Genomic DNA, 20,804 nt, shown 5'->3' on the forward strand with positions numbered 1-20,804 from the left:
AGTAAAATCATTGTTTAATAATCTCAAACAATGAGTGATTTCATGCAGAAAAATTTCAAACAGATTGCCACTTTTTTACAGGTGGTTGATTCTGGATCTTTTACCAAAGCTGCTGAAATTTTGGGGCTGAGCCGTTCAATGGTCAGTATCGATATCAAACAATTGGAGCAGTCGTTAGATGCTAGTTTGTTGATTCGAAATACGCGCAATATTGCGTTGACTGAAATCGGTAAAAATTTTTACGATGATTTCAAGCAAATTCAGTTACAGATTAATGAGGCATTTGAACGCAGCCAAAACTTGGCAACCAATGTGACAGGTGTTCTACGATTTTCTTCAACCAATGAGTTTGGGCAAAAATATATTTTGCCGTTATTGGGAAAATTTTGCCGACACTATCCCAAGCTGCAACTGCAATATACGTTTAACTCATCACTGGATGATTTAGTGACTGAAAAATTGGATTTAGTCATTCGTCTTGGAAACTTAAAAGATTCATCGTTAAAAACACGGAAAATCGGTGAATACCCGATTTATTTAGTTGCCACAACTGAATTTTTAGCCTGCCATACAGTCAATAAGATTTCAGATTTGGCTGATGTGCCGTGGATTGGACACAGTTTATTGAATTGGCAGGATGCTCAATACACTTTGCAAAATCGCCGTGGTGAGAAATACACACTGCCTTTAGTTCGAAATCAATATGAGTCCAATTCAGCTGAAGCGATTCATCAGATGGTCTTGGCGTCTATGGGCGTAGCAATTTGTCCGGCATGGTTGGTTGAAGATGATTTACAGCAAAAACGATTGATTCGTTTATTGCCCGAATTTGATTTACCTGTGCAAAATATTCAATTGCTCTATTCAAATACCCATTCTTTACCGGCTAAGACACGAGTTTTTATGGACTTTTTAATTGAGCATTTTTCGATGTCATCTGCATAAATAAACTGACATCCGAGGGTAAACAGACCAGCAAAAGGATTCCTTGCTGATCTTTGAATTGATTCTATTTCTGTACAGTATTTGGGAGAAAGACCGTCATAAATCCCAACAATGGAAGAAAAGAACATAATTTATATACCCAAATAATCCCATGGATGTCTGCCAAATGTCCGAGCCCGGCAGCACCGATTCCACCAATACCAAACATCAAACCGAACATCAAGCCTGCAATCATGCCTACGCGACCTGGCACGGCTTCTTGTGCATAGACGACTAAAGCTGAAAAAGCAGATGACATAACCAAGCCAATAATAATTGTGAGGACAGCGGTTCCTGTTAAGCCAACATAGGGGAGCATGAGTGCGAAAGGTGCAACACCAAGAAATGACACCCAAACCACAGCTTTACGTCCAATTCGATCACCTACAGGACCACCAACAAATGTTCCAAGCGCAACAGCACCCAAAAAGATAAATAAATACAGTTGAGAGGTTTGAATGGAAACATTAAATCGTTCAATCAGATAGAAGGTAAAATAATTGGTGATCGCTGCAATGTAAATAAACTTTGCAAACATTAAAATACAAATCACAGCCATAGCTTGAATAACTTGTTGGCGTGTCAGCGTGGTCATTTTATGTTGAGCTGCTTTCAGCTGAACAGGAGCTTGTGCTACGAGCCATTTGGTGACCCTTAACAAGACAAAGATGGCCAAAGCCGCAACCAAAACAAATAACCCAATTGCCCCTTGACCATTGGGAATAATTACAGCGGCAGCCATTAATGGTCCCAGCGCGGATCCAGTATTGCCACCAACTTGAAACATCGACTGTGCTGTACCAAAACGTCCGCCAGAAGCTGTTCTTGCGATACGTGATGCTTCAGGATGAAAGGTCGATGAACCCACACCAATTAACGCAGCAGCAAATAATAAGCCATGGAAACTGCTGGCAATCGCCATTAATCCAATTCCAAGTAATGTTGCTCCCATGCCAGCAGGTAATAAATAGGGTTTTGGATATTTGTCGGTATAGAGTCCAATCCAGGGTTGTAATAATGAGGCGGTAATTTGATAAACCAAAGCGATCCAACCGATTTCAGCAAAGCTTAGAGAAAATTCGGCTTTCAACATCGGATAACTTGCGGTGACGACTGCTTGGATAGAATCATTCAGCAAATGAGCAATTGCGATCGCACCGACAATACGCAATACAAATTTCTGGGGTTGTTCATCAGATGGAAATTTCTCTTGAACAAGCGAGGCGTCAAGAGTATTGCTATTGCTCGGCATGATTTCTCCAACAAGCTGTTTCAGCCTGCATCATTGAGTAAAGACTTTGTGTCTGGATATTTTTATCCTAAACTGAACATCTGCCGGCCCACAATCATATTTGGGACATATAGTATCGAATTCAGGCCAATTCAAATGGAGGGATAATGCGTAACATTCGAGTCAATGAATATGAAGATGCTCCACAACTTGTTATGGCGACTGGCAATGATTATGCAGATGGTTCAATATTGCCCAGCCATAGCCATAAAAGAGGACAATGTTTATACGCGATTACAGGTGTATTGACTGTGAATACCGATCTTGGAAGTTGGGTTGTTCCTCCTCGTCGTGCATTATGGATACCCAACGGTGTGCACCATGAAGTCCATATGCGTGGAGTGACCAAAACACGCAGTGCGTATATCATTCCTGAAGCAGCGAAGGCGGCAGGATTATGGGACTATTGTACGGTGATTAATGTCTCACCATTACTACATGAGCTTTTATCTGTTGCAGTTGATATCCCCGTGGAGTATGAATTGGAGGGGAGAGATGATTACTTGATGCGGCTGATGATTAAAGAAATTGCCATGATGCCTGAGTTGCCTTTAAATGCACCGCTTCCGCAGGAGCCTCGTTTGGCTGCACTGTGCTTAGAGATTTTAAAAGCACCCACATTGGATAGGGACTTGGATGAAATCGCAAAACAAGTGGGAATGAGTCGTCGTAATTTTACCAGAATCTTTAGACTTCAAACCGGCATGAGTTTTAGTCATTGGCGGCAACAGGCATGTTTACTCAATGCCTTAATGCGTATGGAGCTTGGTCAATCTATCACCCATGTTGCTATAGAATTAGGATACAGCAGTAGCAGCGCATTTACCGCAGCTTTTAAACGTTCGCTCGGTGCAGCACCAAGTCTTTATGTACAGGGAAGACATTCACCTTAGAGTACACGCTATACTCAAAAACAAGTCTATTCATACAAAAAAACATCGAGAATCAGTGCTTTCTGTCTCAAATGTAATTTTCATGACCATGCTTTGTATAACTTCAGTCTTTACAATAAAAATTGGATTATCACAGGAGAAGTACATGAAAGCTTTGATCAAATTTGTTTTTATTGGTCTATGTGGTGTTGCAGGTTCTAGTTTTGCATCACAACATCATGATCAAACCATAAAAATTGATCACTTTGGTACAGGTAATGATGGTGATAATAGCTCAGGTCTTTTATTGAAACAGCCGATGAAACTCATCCCTGCGTCAAAGCAAAAACCAATGAAAGAACCACGTATTGAACATTATGGTACAGGTAACGATGGCGACAATAGTTCAGGTTTATTATTGATTGACCATGAAAAAGTATATGCTTCAGCTAATCCTTATGCACCACAACCTGATCCAAGACGCATCGAGCATTATGGTACAGGCAATGATGGTGACAATACGACAGGATTACTGCTTAAAGAGTAGTTTTTATTTGAGTCGAAGCATCAACAGGATATTTCTATAGACAAAAAAATGGGTGTAATCAACACCCATTTTAATAAATCGTTTACCTGAAAATCTCAGCTTATTGTGCTGCTTTTTCGGCTTCAATAGAAGCAATTGCAGCGTCTATCCCTTCAATTGACTCAGCAGCTTTTTTAATACGTGCAAGTGCATCAACCAGAACTTCATCAGCAGTTGCATATGAAATACGCATATAACCACCTAAACCGAAAGCATCACCAGGAACAACGGCAACACCTGTTTCTTCAAGTAACCATTCAGAAAACTCTGTGCAGGATTTTAGACCTTTGGCGCGAATCAACGGGCGAATGTTTGCATAAGCATAGAACGCACCATCTGCAGGTAAGCAAGTAATTCCATGAATATCATTAAGACCTTTGACAACAAGGTCATGGCGACGTTTAAATGCTTCAATCATTGGCTCAAGAACATCTTGAGGACCATTCAGTGCAGCCTCAGCAGCCACTTGTGAAATAGATGTCGGATTTGATGTTGATTGTGATTGGATCTTTTTCATTGCACCGATCAATTTTGCAGGTCCTGCCGCATAACCAATACGCCATCCAGTCATTGCATAAGCTTTAGATACACCGTTCAATACGATCACACGATCGTAAAGATCTGGAGCAACAGTTGCAATGTTGTAGAACTCATCATCCCAACGGATTGGTTCATACATATCATCAGAAGCAACATAAACTTCAGGATATTTACGTAACACTTCTGCCAAAGCTTCCAGTTCAGCTTTAGTGTAGATCATGCCTGTAGGGTTAGAAGGGCTATTTAAAACAACCAAACGTGTTTTGTCCGTAATCGCAGCTTCTAATTGAGCAGCTGTGATTTTGAAACGCTGTTCTTCACCACATTTCACGATAACAGGAACACCTTCTGCAATAATCACCATGTCAGGATAGCTGACCCAATATGGCGCAGGGATGATCACTTCATCACCTTTATTTAACAAAGCCAGTGCCAAGTTAAAGAAAGACTGTTTACCACCACAAGAAACCAAAATTTGGTTTGCTGCATAATCAAGATTATTATCACGTTTTAATTTAGCAATAATCGCTTTTTTAAGGCCAGGGGTACCATCAACAGCGGTATATTTGGTAAAACCGTTGTTAATTGCTGCAATAGCAGCATCTTTGATGTGTTGTGGGGTGTCAAAATCTGGTTCGCCTGCGCCCAATCCGATTACATTTTTACCAGCAGCCTTGAGTTCAGCAGCTTTGTTGGTAACAGCAAGCGTTGGAGACGGTTTGATGGCATTTACACGATCAGAGAGACGTACGTCCACGGCATTATTCCTTCTTATAGGGATTAAAAAATAAAAAGCACATTATCATAGCTTAAATTTAAAGGCTTGGTCGTTTAATATTTATGCAAATTGACCTAATATTCACGAAAAACAAAAAATTAATGTATCAAGAGAATACAAATAAACAGCAGCAATCGAGATCACTCGCATCAGGGCTAAAATTTACGTACAATATAGCCAGTTAAAATTGAGTGAATCACATGAGCACCCAAAATACTCCCAAAAAAAAGCCATTGGTGAATTTACCTTTTCCAATGCCCTCAGCTATTGAAAATATAGATGATGTTGCCCACAATCAAGTGCGCCCAAAACCCGAGCAATATGCAGACCGTACATGGATGCCTCCACGTGGTACACGCCGTTCAATGGGTAAACGTTAAAGTTTGAATATAAAAAATAGGTGCATTGAGCACCTATTTTTATGCATTCTTTTTTAACATATCTTTAATGTATCAAGCGGGTCTTGATGATTTAGGGAAAGTATTACTCTTATCTGTTTAATTTTGTTCATTGAGCATTTCAGTGACATATTCATAATAGTTTTTCTTTTTTTGATACATCAATAGATCTGCACGTTTTAACATGTTATCAATACTTTCATCATCTTGGGTTGTGGCATAACCAATTGCAATGCTGATCGGCTGTGAAGAATAATACTGATTGTCAATATTCAGTAATTCTTCTATGGTCATAATGATTGATTCAACGGTCTGCTCATTTGCCGCAGGCATAAGCAGTACAAACTCATCTCCACCAATCCGCGATGCAGTATACCCGGTATTGGCGATCGTACGACTGAGAATATTGCCCATTCGACGCAACAAACCATCTCCAATATCATGGCCAAATTGGTCATTAATGGCTTTTAATCCATTCATATCGATGAAGATTGCTGAAGTTGGACGCAATACATTGCGTTCCAAACGATTAATTTCTTCTGTATAGAATGAACGGTTAAACAATTTGGTCAATACATCGTGTTTACCCAAGTATTCCAAATAACTTTCGGCTTTTTTACGTGCTGTGATATCGGTGAGTGCAACTTGAACTAAACTCCAGTCCTCTTCATAACCCGGAAAAACAGTAAATTGCAATAATACATTCCGCACTGAGCCATCTAGGGCATAATTGATCGCTTCACGTTGGTGGTGAATCTTACCATTCCATAATTCAATCAACTGCTCTCGGAATGTTTGATAAATTTCTTTTGCAAATACTTTGTTTAAGTTCTTAAACAGGGTTTCCTTATCTTGAGCTTTAAACAAGTCCAACGTGGCTTGATTTACATCCAATAAAATTATGTCTTCTATACATTGATTCACAAAGTCTGTATGCACATCCAAAAAGGTTCTAAAGTCATCAATTCCAATTTGACGTAACTGATCTAACCGCGTTTTGACCCGACTAAAATCTTCTACCCACAATGAAGCAGGGGAGTAGATAAAGCGAGATTCTGCAAGTTGTCGATTTTTTTCTTCCAGACGACGGGCATTTTGATAATCTGTAATATCTTCTGTTGTAATAAGAACTTGCTTTAAATTATGTTCTGAACCTGGCATCACCGCGCCACGTAGTTTTATGTCCAGCTTTTTTCCGGAAATCGTATAATTTACAGTGGTACTGGAAAATTCTGTTTGCCCCTCCCAAAGTGCGACCAACTCTTTGATATGTGAATCAAACATTTCTTTTTGGAAAATAACATCTAAATTTTGACAGAGATGTTTTTGATTCTTTGCTTGAAAAAGCTGTAAAGTTTTTTGATTTACTTTAATAATTTTAATTTTATGTGCGCATTGAGTAACCTGTTCTGGATGCGCCTCTAAAAAGCTTTGAAGATCAGTAATCCCTTGACTTTTCCATTGGTTGAATTGTTCTTTTATCGCACTATAATCTTCTAGCCACATCGGTGTGGGGGATATATCAAAAATAGAAGAATCGGAAAATTCCATTACAAGATTCTCGTTTGCTATAAAAGTCATTTAATTGCTCTGGAATATATCCTAAAATTTGCGGATGTAAAATAACAAGCAAAGATAAAATGTAAATTATTTATTATCTCTAAAAAATAGTGATAACTGACTCACTTTGTCTATTTAATGACAATTAGTGTAAAAGTATACTTTAATATTTAAAATCATGCTGAAGGCTGCCATGATGCAGATAATAGTATTGTTTATCTTTATACATCATTTGATCCGCTTTTTTTAATAAATCTGCGATATCACCTTGCTGATTTATGCTGGCATAACCGAATGCGACATGGATTGGATCGTGTGGAAACTCTAATTGATCAGCCAATATTTTTTGTTGAATGATGGCTAAGAGAATATCAATATCTCGCTGTTTCGCTTCAGGCATTAAAATCACAAATTCATCCCCGCCTATGCGAGATACTGAATAATTGGTTTTTATGGTGGATGCTCTTAAAAGTTCTGCAAAACGTTGAATTAATAAGTCTCCAATGTGATGACCCTGAACATCGTTGATTTTCTTTAATCCATTAATGTCCAAATAAATACAGGAAAGAGAATGAAATGGTGTAGATTGTAAACGCTGGATTTCTTCACTAAAAAATGTGCGGTTATATAATTGGGTAAGCTGATCATGTTGATTGGAGTAGTGTAAGTAATCTTCTAATTTTTTTCGTTCAGTTAAATCTGTAAATGCAATTTGCACAGTATCCCAATTATGTTGAGAGTCAGGGAAAATTACGAGATGTTCTTGGACATGAATTAAATCTCCATGCACCGACTGATATTCACACTCTTGTTTAATTTGATGTTGTCCATTCCATAAATATAATAATTGTTGAGAAAAATTTTCAAGATGATGTTTAAAAATACGATGTAGATGCAGACAAAACTGTTGTTTATTATAGGTACAGAAGAGATCGAGCAAAGCTTGATTAATACCTACAGTTTGAATGTTTTTAAAACAAAAAAATAAAAAATCAGGATTCTTTTCGATATAGTTTTTTAGATCTGTCAGATGATTGGCTTTGAGCTGATCAAATATTGTCTTGATTTTGCTATAGTCTTTGACACAAAGTGCAGTAGGGGAATATAAAAATAATGATTCAGCAAAGCGTCGGGCATTTTGTGATTGCGAAATATCCTCTGTGGTTAAAAGTACTCGATCCCAACTCTCTTTGTCATCAGACAGAATATTGGCTCTCAACTGCACATCGATTCTTTTGCCCTGACATGTATAGTTGATGACTGGAACAGAACAATTCATTTGCTTATTCCATAACGCTGAAAAAAATTCGATATGCATCATCTCAGTGTCCTGAGTATGCATTTCTGGGAATTTTTTTATAATTTCCTCTAAATTATGTGCTTCATATAAGGTCAGTGTACTTTGATTGACATCAATTGTTTTAATTGCAGCCAGACAGGGGACTAAGCGTTGAGGATCTTCGATTAAATAATGCTGGATATCAGATATACCTTCAGCAGCCCATGCATCAAAAATTTTTTTGATGCCACTGAAATCCTGTAGCCACATCGCAATGGGAGACAAATTAAAAATCGTTAAATCGATTTGCTCCATTCTTATTCCATTTTATTATTTGTAAATTTAGCTTAAATATAACACGGTAAAATGGCAATACCTAAATACATCGCGATGTTGAGAAAAAGTGATTTAAGGCACTAGAAATGCCTCACTTCTTGGCATGATGTTCTGCTTTGGGTGCTGCAATCACGCGTTGACCTGTCCAAACATCAATAAAATCTGTTTCATTTAAATGATAAAGTTCCAACAATGCCAGAATTGCACCCCCGATAATCATTGAACCTTCAGAGTTAGGTTGGAATTCAATTATTTTACCATGCAGATTGTGTAGAATATCTTGTATCTCAAAAATCCGATCACGTCCATTACTGTCATTTGGATACATAGGTGTATTTAAAATAATGGTGGCTAGACTTTTTTCTGCGTCTGTTAAATCTAAATCCTGTATTGCTTGCTCAGGATCAGTACAGAAAATCACCTGATCTGTTATGAAACTATGCAACAATTTTTGCGTGAGTTTAGGCAGTGTCTTTTCAACGAAAGGGCGGAATGAAGCCGGAAAGATCACATTACGTGCGATTCCCTTGAACATGGGGGCGATTTCTTCAACTTTATAGCCTGCGACTCCACATCCAATTGACGTAATGAAGTATTTCATTTTTGGATGATTCTTTGCATATATTTTAAAATCATCAATATAGTGCTGAATTTGTGAAAGAGGCATTTGTTGTAAATGTTCATTCATGGTTGGAATCGCAAAACTCTGACCTGCCCAACCACGCCCCACTCCTTTGGTTGCACCGAAATATAAATGCGCTGTTTTTGCAGCACCACCTTGATGTGTACCTGCCAAATTACTGCCAAAAACAAAAACAGTGTCTTCAGGTAAAGTTTTGATTATGCTTTCATCATGGTAGTGATATGTCATGTTTTTCAATCCTTTAATCGGCTTAATTCCATGTTGCTATCGAAATAAAAAAGGGTCAAGGTATTTGTTGAATATTGTGTAAAAAACCCCATTAAGCTTAAGCTACTTCTTTTGGTTGAGTCGGTTTCTGTTAAACTACTCGAGCTTCTTTCTCCTTGGTTAAAAGAGTGAATTATTGTGAATGATCATCAACCTTTTGAACTTGTTACAAACTACCAACCTGCTGGTGATCAACCACAGGCGATCGAAAAATTAGTTGCAGGGATAAATAAAGGTTTTCATGATCAGCTTTTATTGGGTGTAACAGGTTCCGGTAAAACCTATACCATGGCGAATGTGATTGCACAGACGCAAAGACCCACCATTATCATGGCGCACAATAAGACGCTTGCAGCTCAGCTTTATGGTGAATTTAAAGCATTTTTCCCCAACAATGCTGTTGAATATTTCGTCAGTTACTATGATTATTATCAACCTGAAGCTTATGTGCCTTCTTCCGATACTTTTATCGAAAAAGATTCAGCCATCAATGATCATATTGATCAAATGCGCCTTTCAGCAACCCGTGCACTGTTAGAACGTCGGGATGCCATTATTGTGGCGTCAGTTTCAGCCATCTATGGCTTAGGTGATCCGAATGCCTATATGAGTATGCTGTTGCATATTGTACAAGGAGATAGAGTAAGTCGTGATGACATTATTCGCCGTCTGGTCGAAATGCAATATACACGTAATGAGCTTGAATTTTTACGGGGTACTTATCGTATTCGCGGTGAAGTGATTGATATTTTTCCTGCTGAATCGGATCAACATGCCATCCGTGTTGAACTGTTTGATGATGAAGTTGATTCAATTCGTTGGTTTGATCCGATTACGGGGAAATTAGTGCGTAAAGTTCCTCGTGTGACGATTTATCCAAAAAGCCACTATGTCACACCAAAAGATAATCTTGAGCGGGCAATTGGAACCATTCGTGATGAGCTCTCGGAACGTTTGGTTTTCTTTAAAGAACATGAAAAGTTGTTAGAAGCTCAACGGATTGAACAGCGTACGCGATATGACCTGGAAATGATGCAGCAACTCGGCTATACCAACGGGATTGAAAACTATTCTAGACATTTGTCTGGTCGACCAGCGGGTGAAGCACCGCCAACATTGTTTGATTATATTCCTGATGATGCTTTACTGATTATCGATGAGTCACATGTGACTGTTCCACAGATTGGTGCAATGTACAAAGGTGACCGTTCTCGAAAAGAAAACTTGGTTAATTATGGCTTTCGTTTACCTAGCGCATTGGACAATCGTCCAATGAAGTTTGAAGAATGGGAGCGTATTGTGCCGACTACCATTTATGTCAGTGCGACACCTGCAAAATATGAGCTGGAAAAATCCGTCCAAGTGGCAGAGCAGGTAGTACGTCCAACAGGTTTGGTTGATCCAGAAATTGAGATACGTCCAGTTCTGACCCAGGTGGATGATGTACTTTCCGAAATCAATATTCGGAAGGAACTGAATGAGCGTGTATTGGTGACAACACTCACCAAACGGATGGCTGAAGATTTAACCTCGTATTTAAAAGAATATGGTGTAAAAGTAGCTTATTTGCATTCTGATATCGATACGGTTGAGCGAGTGAAAATTATCCATGAATTACGTACAGGCGTACATGACGTGATCGTGGGAATTAACTTGCTGCGCGAAGGTTTGGATATGCCTGAGGTTTCTTTGGTGGCGATTTTAGATGCAGATAAGGAAGGCTTTTTACGCTCTGAACGTTCATTGATTCAAACCATTGGACGTGCGGCACGACATGTTAAAGGCAAAGCAATCTTATACGCAGATCGTGTGACAGACTCTATGCAGAAAGCCATAGATGAAACTGAGCGTCGTAGAGCTAAACAAATTCAGTTCAATCAGGAACATGGCATTATTCCACGTAGTGCAGTTCGTCAAGCAATCAAAGAAATCGATACAGGCGAGGCGCTAACTGATGATCAAATTGATGATGCAATTGTTGAGCAACAACATGCTTTAACTGCGGATGAACGTCATATTCTGTCTGATCCTAAACTGTTCACAAAGCACCTCACTAAACTTGAGAAAGAGATGTTAAAAGCTTCTAAAGAGTTGCAATTTGAGCAAGCAGCACGGTTAAGAGATGAAATTGTGCGTTTAAAAGCGCGAATGTTAAAGTGATTTCGTCTGTTAAGTGATGGCTGTATTTAACTTAGATTGTTGCTTTAACATGAGCAAAGGATACATAAAGCTACAATCTAAGTTTACATTTCTGATTATTTTATAATAAATAGTAAAAATCCACGATCGAGGGTATAAAGTGCAATTATTCAAAATATTACCCAAATCATATGCGCTAAAAAAAACTATCATTGGGTTCAGTATTATTTCTGCTAGTTTTTTGTGCCCTAAGGTGTATGCCGATTATTCGACATTGGCAGCTGTTCCGAAATTAGAGCTGGGTCAGTATCTTGGGTTGTGGTATGAAATTGCACGTAAGCCTATGTATTTTCAGAAAGCCTGTAAGTCTGATGTCACGGCACGTTATACGGTCAATGAATATGGCAATGTTGCAGTGGATAATCGCTGTATTGATGAGAATGGCGAAGAATTGCGCGCACTCGGAGAAGCTTTCATCAGTAATGAGCCATTTAACTCCAAGTTTAAAGTCAGCTTTATTCCCGAGGCAATTCGCTGGATGCCTGTGGGAAGAGGGGACTATTGGGTGCTCAAAATAGACCCAGAATATCAAATGGCTTTGGTGGGTGAGCCTAAACGTAAATATTTATGGTTATTGTCACGTGATCCACACCCTGATGAAACCAAAGTAACTGAATTTCTGCGCTATGCACAGACGGTTGGCTTTAATTTAAAAGATATTATTCGAACCAAGCAGAATGCTTCACAATAATTCCATAAGCAGACAACCTGTCGGTTGATAGTTGATATATGCTTGTTTAAATCCTGTATTGAGAAAATATTGTAATATTCACAATAATTTTGAAATAAAAAAGTTATACTATTGAACTATTTATTTGAGATTTTATGAGAGGCGATAGATGTTTAAGGGCGTAGTATTGTCTATATTGGCATCTGTCACTTTTGGCGTATTGTATTTTTATACCAAATTATTGGGCGATTTAGATAGCCAGCAAACATTTGGTTGGAGAATCATTGCAACTTTACCTTTCCTGACTGTATTTATGTTTTTCAGTGGTGATTTTGCCTACGTGAAAAATATTTACCAGCGAATGATGAAGCAACCTTCATTATTCATCTTACTGATCATCACTTCTGCGCTGACCTGTTTTCAACTTTGGTTGTTTTTATGGGGTCCAATGAATGGGCGAGGATTACAAGTTTCATTGGGATATTTTCTTTTGCCTTTGGTCTTGGTTCTCGCTGGAAGTATTTTTTACAAAGAAAAACTATCAAAATTCCAAATGGTCGCCGTGGCTTTTGCTGTTATTGGTGTGGGGCATGAGTTATGGCGTTTAGGCAGTATTGCATGGGAAACCATCTGTGTTGCCTTGGGGTATTCACTCTATTTTCTGATTCGAAAAGCAATCAAAACGGATAATCTTGGCGGATTTTGGTGGGACATTCTGATTTGCATACCTGTTGCCATCTATTTTACCCAAATGGGGGTAAATGCATATGGACAGTTTATTGAAACCCCCGATTTATTTTTGGTGGTTGCTGGGCTAGGCGCATTCAGTGCGATTGGTCTCGGTAGTTATATTTTAGCCAGTCGTTATTTGCCTATGGTACTGTTTGGTTTACTGAGTTATTTAGAGCCCGTTTTATTGGCTTTAGCTTCATTGGCTTTAGGTGAATCTATTTCAGCAGATGAATGGTTGACTTATATTCCGATTTGGTGTGCTGTAGGTGTTTTAGTTCTAGAAGGCAGTTGGCATATTTATCAACAAAGAAACAAGCGGAAGAATTTGGAACTTAATATTAGGAAATTTGATAAAAGAAAGCATTAATAGGCATTATTTAAATATAAAAACGATAATTATTGAACTTAAATTAAAATAAATGTTAAATATATCTCAATATTAGTGCTTTTAAGCATGCTTAAAAAGAAAAGAATATTGATCGATTATGAATATAACAATGATTCCCTATCAAATACGGGCGACCCTTTTGCAACTTGAACCGAGTACTGACTTGAACTGGGAAAGGGTTTTATACCAAATTTTTGATGAAGCGAATATGGAAGTACGTGAGGAAATTGATCGTCAAATCTTGAAACCTAAAGAGATACAATGGAATCGAACTGAAAATACCTTTGAATTTAAAATTACAAGCTCATTGGAATCGTTAAAGCATCGTTTAGACAATGCACGAATGCGTTCTATTGCCAGTAAGTTGAGTACTTCGCTGCTTTGCTTGGAGCAAATTAGCGATTGTATACAAATTGCAGATTACCTTGAAAATACTTTACATCAAATTGATTTAATTCCAGTAGATGACCATCTTGGCTTACAACGTGAAAAGTTGTTGATACGTCGAGTTTTTTTGCAAGATGCGGCGAAGTTGGTTCGGCTTCTCAATATTCAAATTTGTCCAAATGTACGTGATTTAACCCTCAATCAAATCAAATGTTTTATTGTTGAAGTGTTTATCAAGCAACAATTATTGGGATACTGGTTTAAACCTTTACTGACGAAATCATCAACTCTATTTAATCATCCTTTTTTTAAATATTTTATTGTTAGTGAGCAGAAAATTCGTAAATTCGATATTGTGAAAACTTCAGAATTTATTTATTTGATTGCGCCAATACAACACTTTGAGCAAAACCCCTATTCTATACGTCGATTTTTATTTGAAGAACATATTGAATATAACAATCAAATTTATCTAACAGGGTTGGTGATTGATCCAAAACAGATTGGCGAAAATGCATATCGCTTGCAAACAGATCAATTGGTACAAAAAATGGTTACAATCCAACATCAAGTTCATCGCGATGTGATAGAGATTGTACAAGAATTTGAAAGTTTTACTGAAACCAAGCTATTGCCATTCCTAATGCAGCCGCTTGGGATGGGAGGTAAAAACAGTGATTTTGTTGCCCAGAATCATGTAAAAACAATCGAGCAAATGTTGATTGCAAATCTGTTGATGCCATTAAGAAATGCCGTAAAAAATGATTTATCTCATCTTGAAGAGTTTGAATATTTATTTATGAGTGTTCATCGTATTTTCTCAGAGATTTTATCGCATTATCGTGATTTTAAAGAGCAACCTGCATTATTTTTTAATGCGCATGTACAGATATTTGAATACCGTTTACTGGCATATTTAAAACTTTTGGAGAAGCGCAAGGACGAAATCTTTGTTCCTATGAGTAAACAGGAATGGCAAGTCATGCATGAACGATCACAACAACCTTTAAAAAAGCTTCAAGAGATTATGTCGGATCAAGTCAAAGACTATAACGAATTAAAACTCTATACCCAACAGTTGAAACATGAACAGAACCAAGTGAAAGGCTCTTTGCTGAAGAAAATTGTCAAAGGTGGAAAAGTTGAAAAAGATATTCAACAAGCTAAACATGCCGCAATGATAATTAAAAAACAGACATATTTAGATGTGTTGAGTGTTCCAAAAGGCTTATCGAAATACAGTGTTTTTATTGAGTTTGAAAGTATAACTTCCTTAAGTGAACTTGAACGACATTATGCTTTTCCTTCAGGGGACAATGGGATTATTCGTTTCCCTTTTTTAATGAAAATTCCTGAGAATCTAGCAGATTTTGATTTTGAAGCTTTTCATGCCTCCATTTACCTGGATTAATCTTATATTGAACAGTGCTTATCAAAACATCATATCGAGGTGAAGATAGGTTTTTGACCCGTCAGGGCTCAATGATAAATACAATTAAAACTGAGTTGAACCGTGTTTAAAAGGCAGGGGCTGGGTGTTTTTTATTCGTGTCATGAAATGCATGTTACACTGTGTTATAGACCTATAAATAAAGAAAGCTGAATTATGGTTTAAATATCAGTATTTAATTTTTATAAAAATATCTAACATGACAAAATATTATAAAAATCTACCATGAATTGATTTCAACTAAATGAGAATTCCATTACAATTGTGGGGTTTAAAAATCCATGTCTAGATATACATAAATAGAGGACGTATCTGTGAGCAAAGACACTATCATCGCCCTACATGCAGAGCACCAAGGTCGCTGGAAAAACCGTGAAGAAATCGCGGAACGTATGATTGCATTAATCGGTCAATTATACCGTGAAAAAAATATTGTGACTTCTGTTTACGGTCGTTCTTTAGTGAACCGTTCTGTAATTCAAATTCTTAAAGCTCACCGTCGTACTCGTATGATGGATGTTGAACTTTCAGTTGTACATACCTTTCCTATTTTAGAAGCTTTAGCAAAATTAGATAATATTGGTTCAGCTGAAGTTGATTTAGGCAAACTTGCTGTTGAATACAAAGAGAAGAGTGGCGATGTTGATGCATTTGTTGCTCAGGCTGTTCGCTCTTTAGAAGGTCGTCCAGCACAAGTGGAACCCAAAGATGTTGTGCTTTACGGTTTTGGTCGTATTGGTCGTATTTTAGCGCGTTTGATCATCAGCCAGTCTGGTCTTGGTCGTGGTTTAAGCCTGAAAGCAATCGTCGTACGCAAATCATCTGATGGTGATTTAGAAAAGCGTGCTTCATTGTTACGCCGTGACTCAATTCATGGTCCATTTGCAGGAACAATTTCTGTAGATGAAGAAAATGAAGCAATTATTGCCAATGGTAATTTCATTAAAGTGATCTATGCTTCTAGCCCAGCTGAAGTAGATTACACAGCTTATGGCATTGATAATGCACTTGTGATTGACAACACAGGTAAATGGCGTGATATCGATGGTTTATCGCAGCATCTTAAATGCCCGGGCGTAGGTCGTGTTGTACTTACTGCTCCGGGTAAAGGTGATATGAAAAACGTTGTATTTGGTGTGAACCAAAATGACATTATCGATTCAGATAAAATCATTTCAGCAGCAAGCTGTACAACCAATGCAATTACACCTGTCTTGAAAGTTTTGGAAGACAAATACAAAGTGATCAACGGTCATGTTGAAACAGTTCACTCATTTACAAATGACCAGAACTTGATTGATAACTACCATAAAGCAGATCGTCGTGGTCGTGCTGCAACTTTGAACATGGTTATTACTGAAACTGGTGCTGCGAAAGCTGTTGCGAAAGCTTTACCTCAGTTACAAGGCAAATTGACAGGAAATTCAGTTCGTGTACCTACACCAAACGTTTCTCTTGCTATTCTTAACTTAACACTTGAGAAAGAAGTAGATCGTGAAGAAGTAAACGAATATATTCGTCAGATCTCGATCAATTCAAGCCTTCAAGGTCAAATTGGTTATACGAATTCAACTGAAGTTGTATCTTCTGACTTTATCGGTTCTCGTACAGCGGGTGTATTTGATGCCCAAGCGACAATTACATCAGGTAACCGTTTAACAGCATATGTTTGGTATGATAACGAAGTGGGTTATAGCTGCCAAGTATTACGTATTGCGGAACAAATGTGTGGTGTAAGCTATCCAAAAGCACCTGCTGAAACAAATGCATAATTTGTAATATTCAGTAAAAAGGAGCTTCTGGTGAAGCTCCTTTTTTTATTCTCGAAAATGTTGATATATGATTAAATTCAAGTGAATATTACAACTTAACTAAAATGGTTAATTAAGAAAATTAAGAAAGGTTAAATGAGTAATAGTTTATCTATTTTATAAACATTAACTCGTTTGCGGATGGAAAAAGAACATGAAAAAAAAGCTATTCTTGGGCATAATGTTATTGCTATCAGGTGGCATAAGTGCCAAATCCCTGGAATTGCGTCCTATATTGAAAGATCGCTTTGAGAAAAATTGCGCAATCCGGCAGCAGTATGATTTTCATGATGAGAACACAGAACTGATTGCGCCACTTCAAGACTATGCCATCGATACCCAATATGTGGAGAAGCCGGCTTATGAATCAACCACATATAAACTCAAAAAAGTCACTTATGCCAATATTCCGATTTTAAAAATTGAATTCAGTTTTGGACGTCCAGCACAACAATACAATGAATATTTATATTTTGATCTCAGTTCAGAGTGGGCTAAAAAGAAATTTAAAACACTCCAATTTAAACAAAATCATCAAAAAGCTGATGTAAGTGTTGATTATAAAAATCATACGGCAATTGTGCAGTGTTATTGGTTAAGTGATTTTTAGAAATAATGGAGCAATGAAATATCATTTGTTTATTAATTAAACAAAATTCTTCGACTTTTATACATAAAAAAGCATATTTATTCACATAAATATTTAAAATAACTCCTAATTATTAGATAAAAAATTAAGGAATGGATTTTGCAGTTGAAGCAAATTATGGCAGGAATCGCCTTTATCTGTGTCGCCACACTGTGTGGAGTCATGATTGCTGTTTGGGTATTTAAACATTTTAGTATTTATATTCCACTTGAAAATCAAGCCGTCCGTATCGACTTAAAAGAACCGCTACAGGCCAAAGTACAAATTCATGATGCTTTAAATGTTGATGTAAAGGGAAAGGTGAATGCTCAGATTCCAATCCATGAAAAATTAAATCTGCCCATTGCTCAGACTTTAACGCCGCATGTTTATTTTGATAATCAGGTCCCGATCGAAACCAACATTCCTGTCAATGAAGTGATAAAAATCAATCAAGAAATGCCGATTGATACTAAAGTTAAGGTCACTGTTCTAGGTAAAGATATCAGCTTACCCTTAAAAGGAACCATCCCCGTTAAGATGGATGTACCGATTAATTTACATGTTCCTTTGAAACAAAACATTCATTTGAAATTTGATGCGCCTGTCAAAGTTTTACTTAAAGAAAACTTGCATATTCCATTAGACGCAACGCTCAAAACCAATATTCCGATACAAGGTCATCTCAATGTACCGATCAAATCAGCATTGCAAGCAACGGTTGATGTTCAAAATACTTTACCTGTGAAAATTGAAAAAGGGCAGTTAAAAATACCTTTAGATAGCATTAAGTTGTCACGTCGTGAGTCAGGGCAAACATCATCACAAGTTACACCATCTGACGCATTGAATTAGGTTGATAATCAGTATGTGGATATTTAGATCATTTAAAACAGTAGTATTCAGTTTTTTTATGGTTGTCTTCGCTATCGCAGTTTGTGTTTGGTTATATTTAAATATTCAAACTTCTATGCAAGTTTCTGCCCAAAAGGCACAAATCCAATTGTCTGAATCATTGCCAACCAAAATTCATGTCGGTAACTATTTGGAAACCCATGCAAAAGGGGCTTTAGATACAACCTTGGATGTCGATCGGGAGTTGACTTTACCTTTAAATGGCAAATATTTAGCCAATTTAAGTTTTGAGGTTACCACACCGATCGAGGTTGATCTGGACTACTCGACCCAAATCCAAATCGAAACATTGATGCCCTTAGAAACAACCACTGATTTGGTATATCAGAATAAACTTTTACCGCAGTTGCCTTTAAAGCTGGATATTCCGATTAAGCTTTCGGTGCCTTTTAACATCAAGCGCCACTATCAGGTGCCAATCAAAATTATATTTGATGGTCCTGTTTACTTGGCGTTTAATGAGATGATTCATCTCTATGTGAAACATCGCTTAAAACCTACGCTCAATATTAATGATCCAATGACGATGCGAAAAATTGCCACATTTGATGCAACCATGTACAACACCGAAAGACAGTCTCTAGCGGATCTTGAGATGAATATTGATTTACCTATACGCAATATTCATCCCTAAAATAAATCGGCATCAATTTAAATTGATGCCGATTTAAACTCAACAGCTTAGTTTTAAAACAATGCATTTATTTGAGTCTGGATATCAGTCGTTTTATGACCAATCAGTTGTTCTAAATCTGGACGATCGCTGAACATAGCACCACGTGCAGTCTGGACATCAGCATCGACAATCACACTGACTAATTCACTTGCTAAGCCAGCCGTAGTCAGTGCATGGGTATAGTCATCGGCACTGATATTTTGGTATTGGACAGATTTACCCGACGCTTCGCCAATATAAGATGCCAAGTCTGCAAGTGTAAAACTGGTTGAGCCAGCCAGTTCATAGATTTTGTTTTCATGACCTGATGAACTCAGCACTATGGCTGCTGCTTCGGCATAATCTAGTCGAGACGCTGAACTGATCTTGCCATTTTGAGCGCTTCCATAAAGTATGCCTGTTTCCGCGCTATGTTGCACATTTGCTAGGTAGTTTTCGTTATACCAATTATTTCGTAGCAGCGTATAACTCAAGCCACTTGCTAAAATGAGCGCTTCAGTTTCTCGGTGTTCCTGTGCTAAACCCAATGGGTTATGTGTTGCATTGAGTAAACTGGTATAGGCAATATAAGGAACATTGGCAGTCACTGCTGCATCGATTACAGCTTTATGCTGTGGGGTACGGCGTCCAATTTCATTGGCTGAAATAAGTAATAATTTATCAATACCCTGTAAAGCGGGGACCAATGTTTGTGGTTGGTCATAGTCAAATTGGCGAAGTTCTATATCGTGTTGCTGAAGTGATTGTGCTTTATCCAAGTTTCGGACTAAAGCCACAATATTTTCTGCTGGGATGAGTTTTACTAAGCTTTGGATGACCAATTGCCCAAGTTGACCAGTCGCGCCAGTAATTGCAATTTTCATAAAGTTCACCTTTTGATTGATTTGGATTGGATGTTTTTTAAACTTGATGCTATTATCATAGATATTAAACTTACCAAATGTAAGTACGTACCGAAAAGTAAGCTAATTACTGTATGGAGAAAATTTATGAGCATTTATGCTTCGAGTCATTTAATGGGTCAAGTTTTATCCAGTGAATGTCCATCTAGAGAAATATTGGAACATTTAACCAGTAAGTGGTCTGTGTTAGTCTTACGGTGTTTGAGTGACGGTGTGCAGCGATTTAGTGAATTACGCAACCGTATTGAAGGCATCAGCGAAAAAATGCTGGCACAAACCTTACGGGTATTGGAGCAAGATGGATTTATTTTACGTACGGTCTATCCTGAAGTTCCGCCAAAGGTTGAGTATCAATTGACGATTTTAGGTGCGCAAGCTGCCGAAAAAATAAGTTATGTGATTGGTTGGATCGAGAGAAGCCTGCCAGATATTTTGGCAAATAAAGAAAATTTGAATAAATCTTAAATGAACTGATATTCACCAAACTGTTTTTATTTGGTGAATATATGCAG

Annotated in this window: 19 protein-coding genes; 13 read left to right on the forward strand and 6 right to left on the reverse strand. The window is 37.7% G+C overall.

Annotated elements, in window-relative coordinates; all coding sequences use genetic code 11:
* Positions 1-42 precede the first annotated feature (42 nt).
* Positions 43-945 carry a LysR family transcriptional regulator gene (locus IMO47_RS09055; RefSeq protein WP_196075796.1) on the forward strand — a complete coding sequence of 301 codons (903 nt, stop codon included), beginning with the start codon at positions 43-45 and terminating at the stop codon, positions 943-945.
* A gap of 64 nt (positions 946-1,009) precedes the next feature.
* On the opposite strand, the gene IMO47_RS09060 is transcribed toward IMO47_RS09055, so the two are convergent.
* A complete protein-coding gene (locus IMO47_RS09060) occupies positions 1,010-2,236 on the reverse strand; it encodes an MFS transporter (protein ID WP_196075797.1) in 1,227 nt (408 codons plus the stop codon).
* Between the two features lie 146 nt (positions 2,237-2,382).
* On the opposite strand from IMO47_RS09060, the gene IMO47_RS09065 reads away from it, so the two are divergent.
* Entirely contained in the window at positions 2,383-3,168 is a 786-nt protein-coding gene (locus tag IMO47_RS09065; RefSeq protein ID WP_196075798.1) for a helix-turn-helix transcriptional regulator, read from the forward strand.
* A 145-nt stretch (positions 3,169-3,313) separates the two neighbouring features.
* Positions 3,314-3,694: a hypothetical protein gene (locus tag IMO47_RS09070; protein ID WP_196075799.1), complete on the forward strand. Its 381-nt coding sequence runs from the start codon at positions 3,314-3,316 to the stop codon at positions 3,692-3,694.
* Between the two features lie 100 nt (positions 3,695-3,794).
* On the opposite strand, the gene IMO47_RS09075 is transcribed toward IMO47_RS09070, so the two are convergent.
* Positions 3,795-5,030 (reverse strand): pyridoxal phosphate-dependent aminotransferase, encoded by a 1,236-nt coding sequence (locus IMO47_RS09075; RefSeq protein ID WP_196075800.1) that lies wholly within the window; start codon positions 5,028-5,030, stop codon positions 3,795-3,797.
* Between the two features lie 221 nt (positions 5,031-5,251).
* Between IMO47_RS09075 and IMO47_RS09080 the strand changes: the two genes are divergently transcribed.
* Positions 5,252-5,431: a hypothetical protein gene (locus IMO47_RS09080; RefSeq protein WP_196075801.1), complete on the forward strand. Its 180-nt coding sequence runs from the start codon at positions 5,252-5,254 to the stop codon at positions 5,429-5,431.
* A 117-nt stretch (positions 5,432-5,548) separates the two neighbouring features.
* On the opposite strand, the gene IMO47_RS09085 is transcribed toward IMO47_RS09080, so the two are convergent.
* The 3 genes from IMO47_RS09085 to IMO47_RS09095 all read right to left on the reverse strand — a co-directional run bounded on the left by IMO47_RS09085 (position 5,549) and on the right by IMO47_RS09095 (position 9,495).
* Positions 5,549-7,000 (reverse strand): sensor domain-containing diguanylate cyclase, encoded by a 1,452-nt coding sequence (locus IMO47_RS09085; RefSeq protein WP_196075802.1) that lies wholly within the window; start codon positions 6,998-7,000, stop codon positions 5,549-5,551.
* Positions 7,001-7,172: 172 nt separating this feature from the next.
* Positions 7,173-8,603, reverse strand: a complete 1,431-nt coding sequence (locus IMO47_RS09090) for a GGDEF domain-containing protein (protein WP_196075803.1) — start codon at positions 8,601-8,603, stop codon at positions 7,173-7,175.
* Between the two features lie 112 nt (positions 8,604-8,715).
* Positions 8,716-9,495 (reverse strand): hypothetical protein, encoded by a 780-nt coding sequence (locus IMO47_RS09095; RefSeq protein ID WP_196075804.1) that lies wholly within the window; start codon positions 9,493-9,495, stop codon positions 8,716-8,718.
* Positions 9,496-9,672: 177 nt separating this feature from the next.
* Here IMO47_RS09095 and uvrB point away from each other — a divergent pair, with 177 nt between their 5' ends.
* The 8 genes from uvrB (at position 9,673) to IMO47_RS09135 (ending at position 19,348) form a co-directional block, all read left to right on the forward strand.
* Positions 9,673-11,694 (forward strand): excinuclease ABC subunit UvrB, encoded by a 2,022-nt coding sequence (gene uvrB, locus IMO47_RS09100; protein WP_196075805.1) that lies wholly within the window; start codon positions 9,673-9,675, stop codon positions 11,692-11,694.
* A 139-nt stretch (positions 11,695-11,833) separates the two neighbouring features.
* On the forward strand, positions 11,834-12,424 hold the full coding sequence (locus IMO47_RS09105; protein ID WP_196075806.1) for a lipocalin family protein: 591 nt from the start codon (positions 11,834-11,836) through the stop codon (positions 12,422-12,424).
* 148 nt (positions 12,425-12,572) lie between these two features.
* Complete coding sequence (gene rarD / locus IMO47_RS09110; protein ID WP_196075807.1) at positions 12,573-13,502, forward strand: EamA family transporter RarD; 930 nt, start codon at positions 12,573-12,575, stop codon at positions 13,500-13,502.
* A gap of 118 nt (positions 13,503-13,620) precedes the next feature.
* Positions 13,621-15,321 carry a hypothetical protein gene (locus IMO47_RS09115; RefSeq protein ID WP_196075808.1) on the forward strand — a complete coding sequence of 567 codons (1,701 nt, stop codon included), beginning with the start codon at positions 13,621-13,623 and terminating at the stop codon, positions 15,319-15,321.
* A 353-nt stretch (positions 15,322-15,674) separates the two neighbouring features.
* Complete coding sequence (locus IMO47_RS09120; protein WP_196075809.1) at positions 15,675-17,132, forward strand: glyceraldehyde-3-phosphate dehydrogenase; 1,458 nt, start codon at positions 15,675-15,677, stop codon at positions 17,130-17,132.
* Positions 17,133-17,325: 193 nt separating this feature from the next.
* Positions 17,326-17,781 (forward strand): hypothetical protein, encoded by a 456-nt coding sequence (locus tag IMO47_RS09125; protein ID WP_196075810.1) that lies wholly within the window; start codon positions 17,326-17,328, stop codon positions 17,779-17,781.
* A gap of 138 nt (positions 17,782-17,919) precedes the next feature.
* On the forward strand, positions 17,920-18,654 hold the full coding sequence (locus tag IMO47_RS09130; protein ID WP_196075811.1) for an MFS transporter: 735 nt from the start codon (positions 17,920-17,922) through the stop codon (positions 18,652-18,654).
* 13 nt (positions 18,655-18,667) lie between these two features.
* On the forward strand, positions 18,668-19,348 hold the full coding sequence (locus IMO47_RS09135) for a hypothetical protein (protein ID WP_196075812.1): 681 nt from the start codon (positions 18,668-18,670) through the stop codon (positions 19,346-19,348).
* 53 nt (positions 19,349-19,401) lie between these two features.
* Here the strand turns inward: IMO47_RS09135 and IMO47_RS09140 are convergent, their stop codons facing one another.
* Positions 19,402-20,253: an SDR family oxidoreductase gene (locus IMO47_RS09140; protein WP_196075813.1), complete on the reverse strand. Its 852-nt coding sequence runs from the start codon at positions 20,251-20,253 to the stop codon at positions 19,402-19,404.
* 126 nt (positions 20,254-20,379) lie between these two features.
* Here IMO47_RS09140 and IMO47_RS09145 point away from each other — a divergent pair, with 126 nt between their 5' ends.
* Positions 20,380-20,757: a helix-turn-helix domain-containing protein gene (locus tag IMO47_RS09145; RefSeq protein WP_196075814.1), complete on the forward strand. Its 378-nt coding sequence runs from the start codon at positions 20,380-20,382 to the stop codon at positions 20,755-20,757.
* Positions 20,758-20,804: the final 47 nt, after the last annotated feature.

The organism is Acinetobacter sp. Res13-Abat-PEC15-P4-01 (genome assembly GCF_015676285.1).
Lineage (GTDB): Bacteria > Pseudomonadota > Gammaproteobacteria > Pseudomonadales > Moraxellaceae > Acinetobacter > Acinetobacter nematophilus.

What these genes read in the sequence shown, in the direction of transcription:
- IMO47_RS09055 (WP_196075796.1), top strand. Translation starts at nt 43, where the DNA reads ATGCAGAAAAATTTCAAACAGATTGCCACTTTTTTACAGGTGGTTGAT.
- IMO47_RS09060 (WP_196075797.1), bottom strand. Translation starts at nt 2,236, where the DNA reads ATGCCGAGCAATAGCAATACTCTTGACGCCTCGCTTGTTCAAGAGAAA.
- IMO47_RS09065 (WP_196075798.1), top strand. Translation starts at nt 2,383, where the DNA reads ATGCGTAACATTCGAGTCAATGAATATGAAGATGCTCCACAACTTGTT.
- IMO47_RS09070 (WP_196075799.1), top strand. Translation starts at nt 3,314, where the DNA reads ATGAAAGCTTTGATCAAATTTGTTTTTATTGGTCTATGTGGTGTTGCA.
- IMO47_RS09080 (WP_196075801.1), top strand. Translation starts at nt 5,252, where the DNA reads ATGAGCACCCAAAATACTCCCAAAAAAAAGCCATTGGTGAATTTACCT.
- IMO47_RS09085 (WP_196075802.1), bottom strand. Translation starts at nt 7,000, where the DNA reads ATGGAATTTTCCGATTCTTCTATTTTTGATATATCCCCCACACCGATG.
- IMO47_RS09090 (WP_196075803.1), bottom strand. Translation starts at nt 8,603, where the DNA reads ATGGAGCAAATCGATTTAACGATTTTTAATTTGTCTCCCATTGCGATG.
- IMO47_RS09095 (WP_196075804.1), bottom strand. Translation starts at nt 9,495, where the DNA reads ATGACATATCACTACCATGATGAAAGCATAATCAAAACTTTACCTGAA.
- rarD (WP_196075807.1), top strand. Translation starts at nt 12,573, where the DNA reads ATGTTTAAGGGCGTAGTATTGTCTATATTGGCATCTGTCACTTTTGGC.
- IMO47_RS09115 (WP_196075808.1), top strand. Translation starts at nt 13,621, where the DNA reads ATGAATATAACAATGATTCCCTATCAAATACGGGCGACCCTTTTGCAA.
- IMO47_RS09125 (WP_196075810.1), top strand. Translation starts at nt 17,326, where the DNA reads ATGAAAAAAAAGCTATTCTTGGGCATAATGTTATTGCTATCAGGTGGC.
- IMO47_RS09135 (WP_196075812.1), top strand. Translation starts at nt 18,668, where the DNA reads ATGTGGATATTTAGATCATTTAAAACAGTAGTATTCAGTTTTTTTATG.
- IMO47_RS09140 (WP_196075813.1), bottom strand. Translation starts at nt 20,253, where the DNA reads ATGAAAATTGCAATTACTGGCGCGACTGGTCAACTTGGGCAATTGGTC.
- IMO47_RS09145 (WP_196075814.1), top strand. Translation starts at nt 20,380, where the DNA reads ATGAGCATTTATGCTTCGAGTCATTTAATGGGTCAAGTTTTATCCAGT.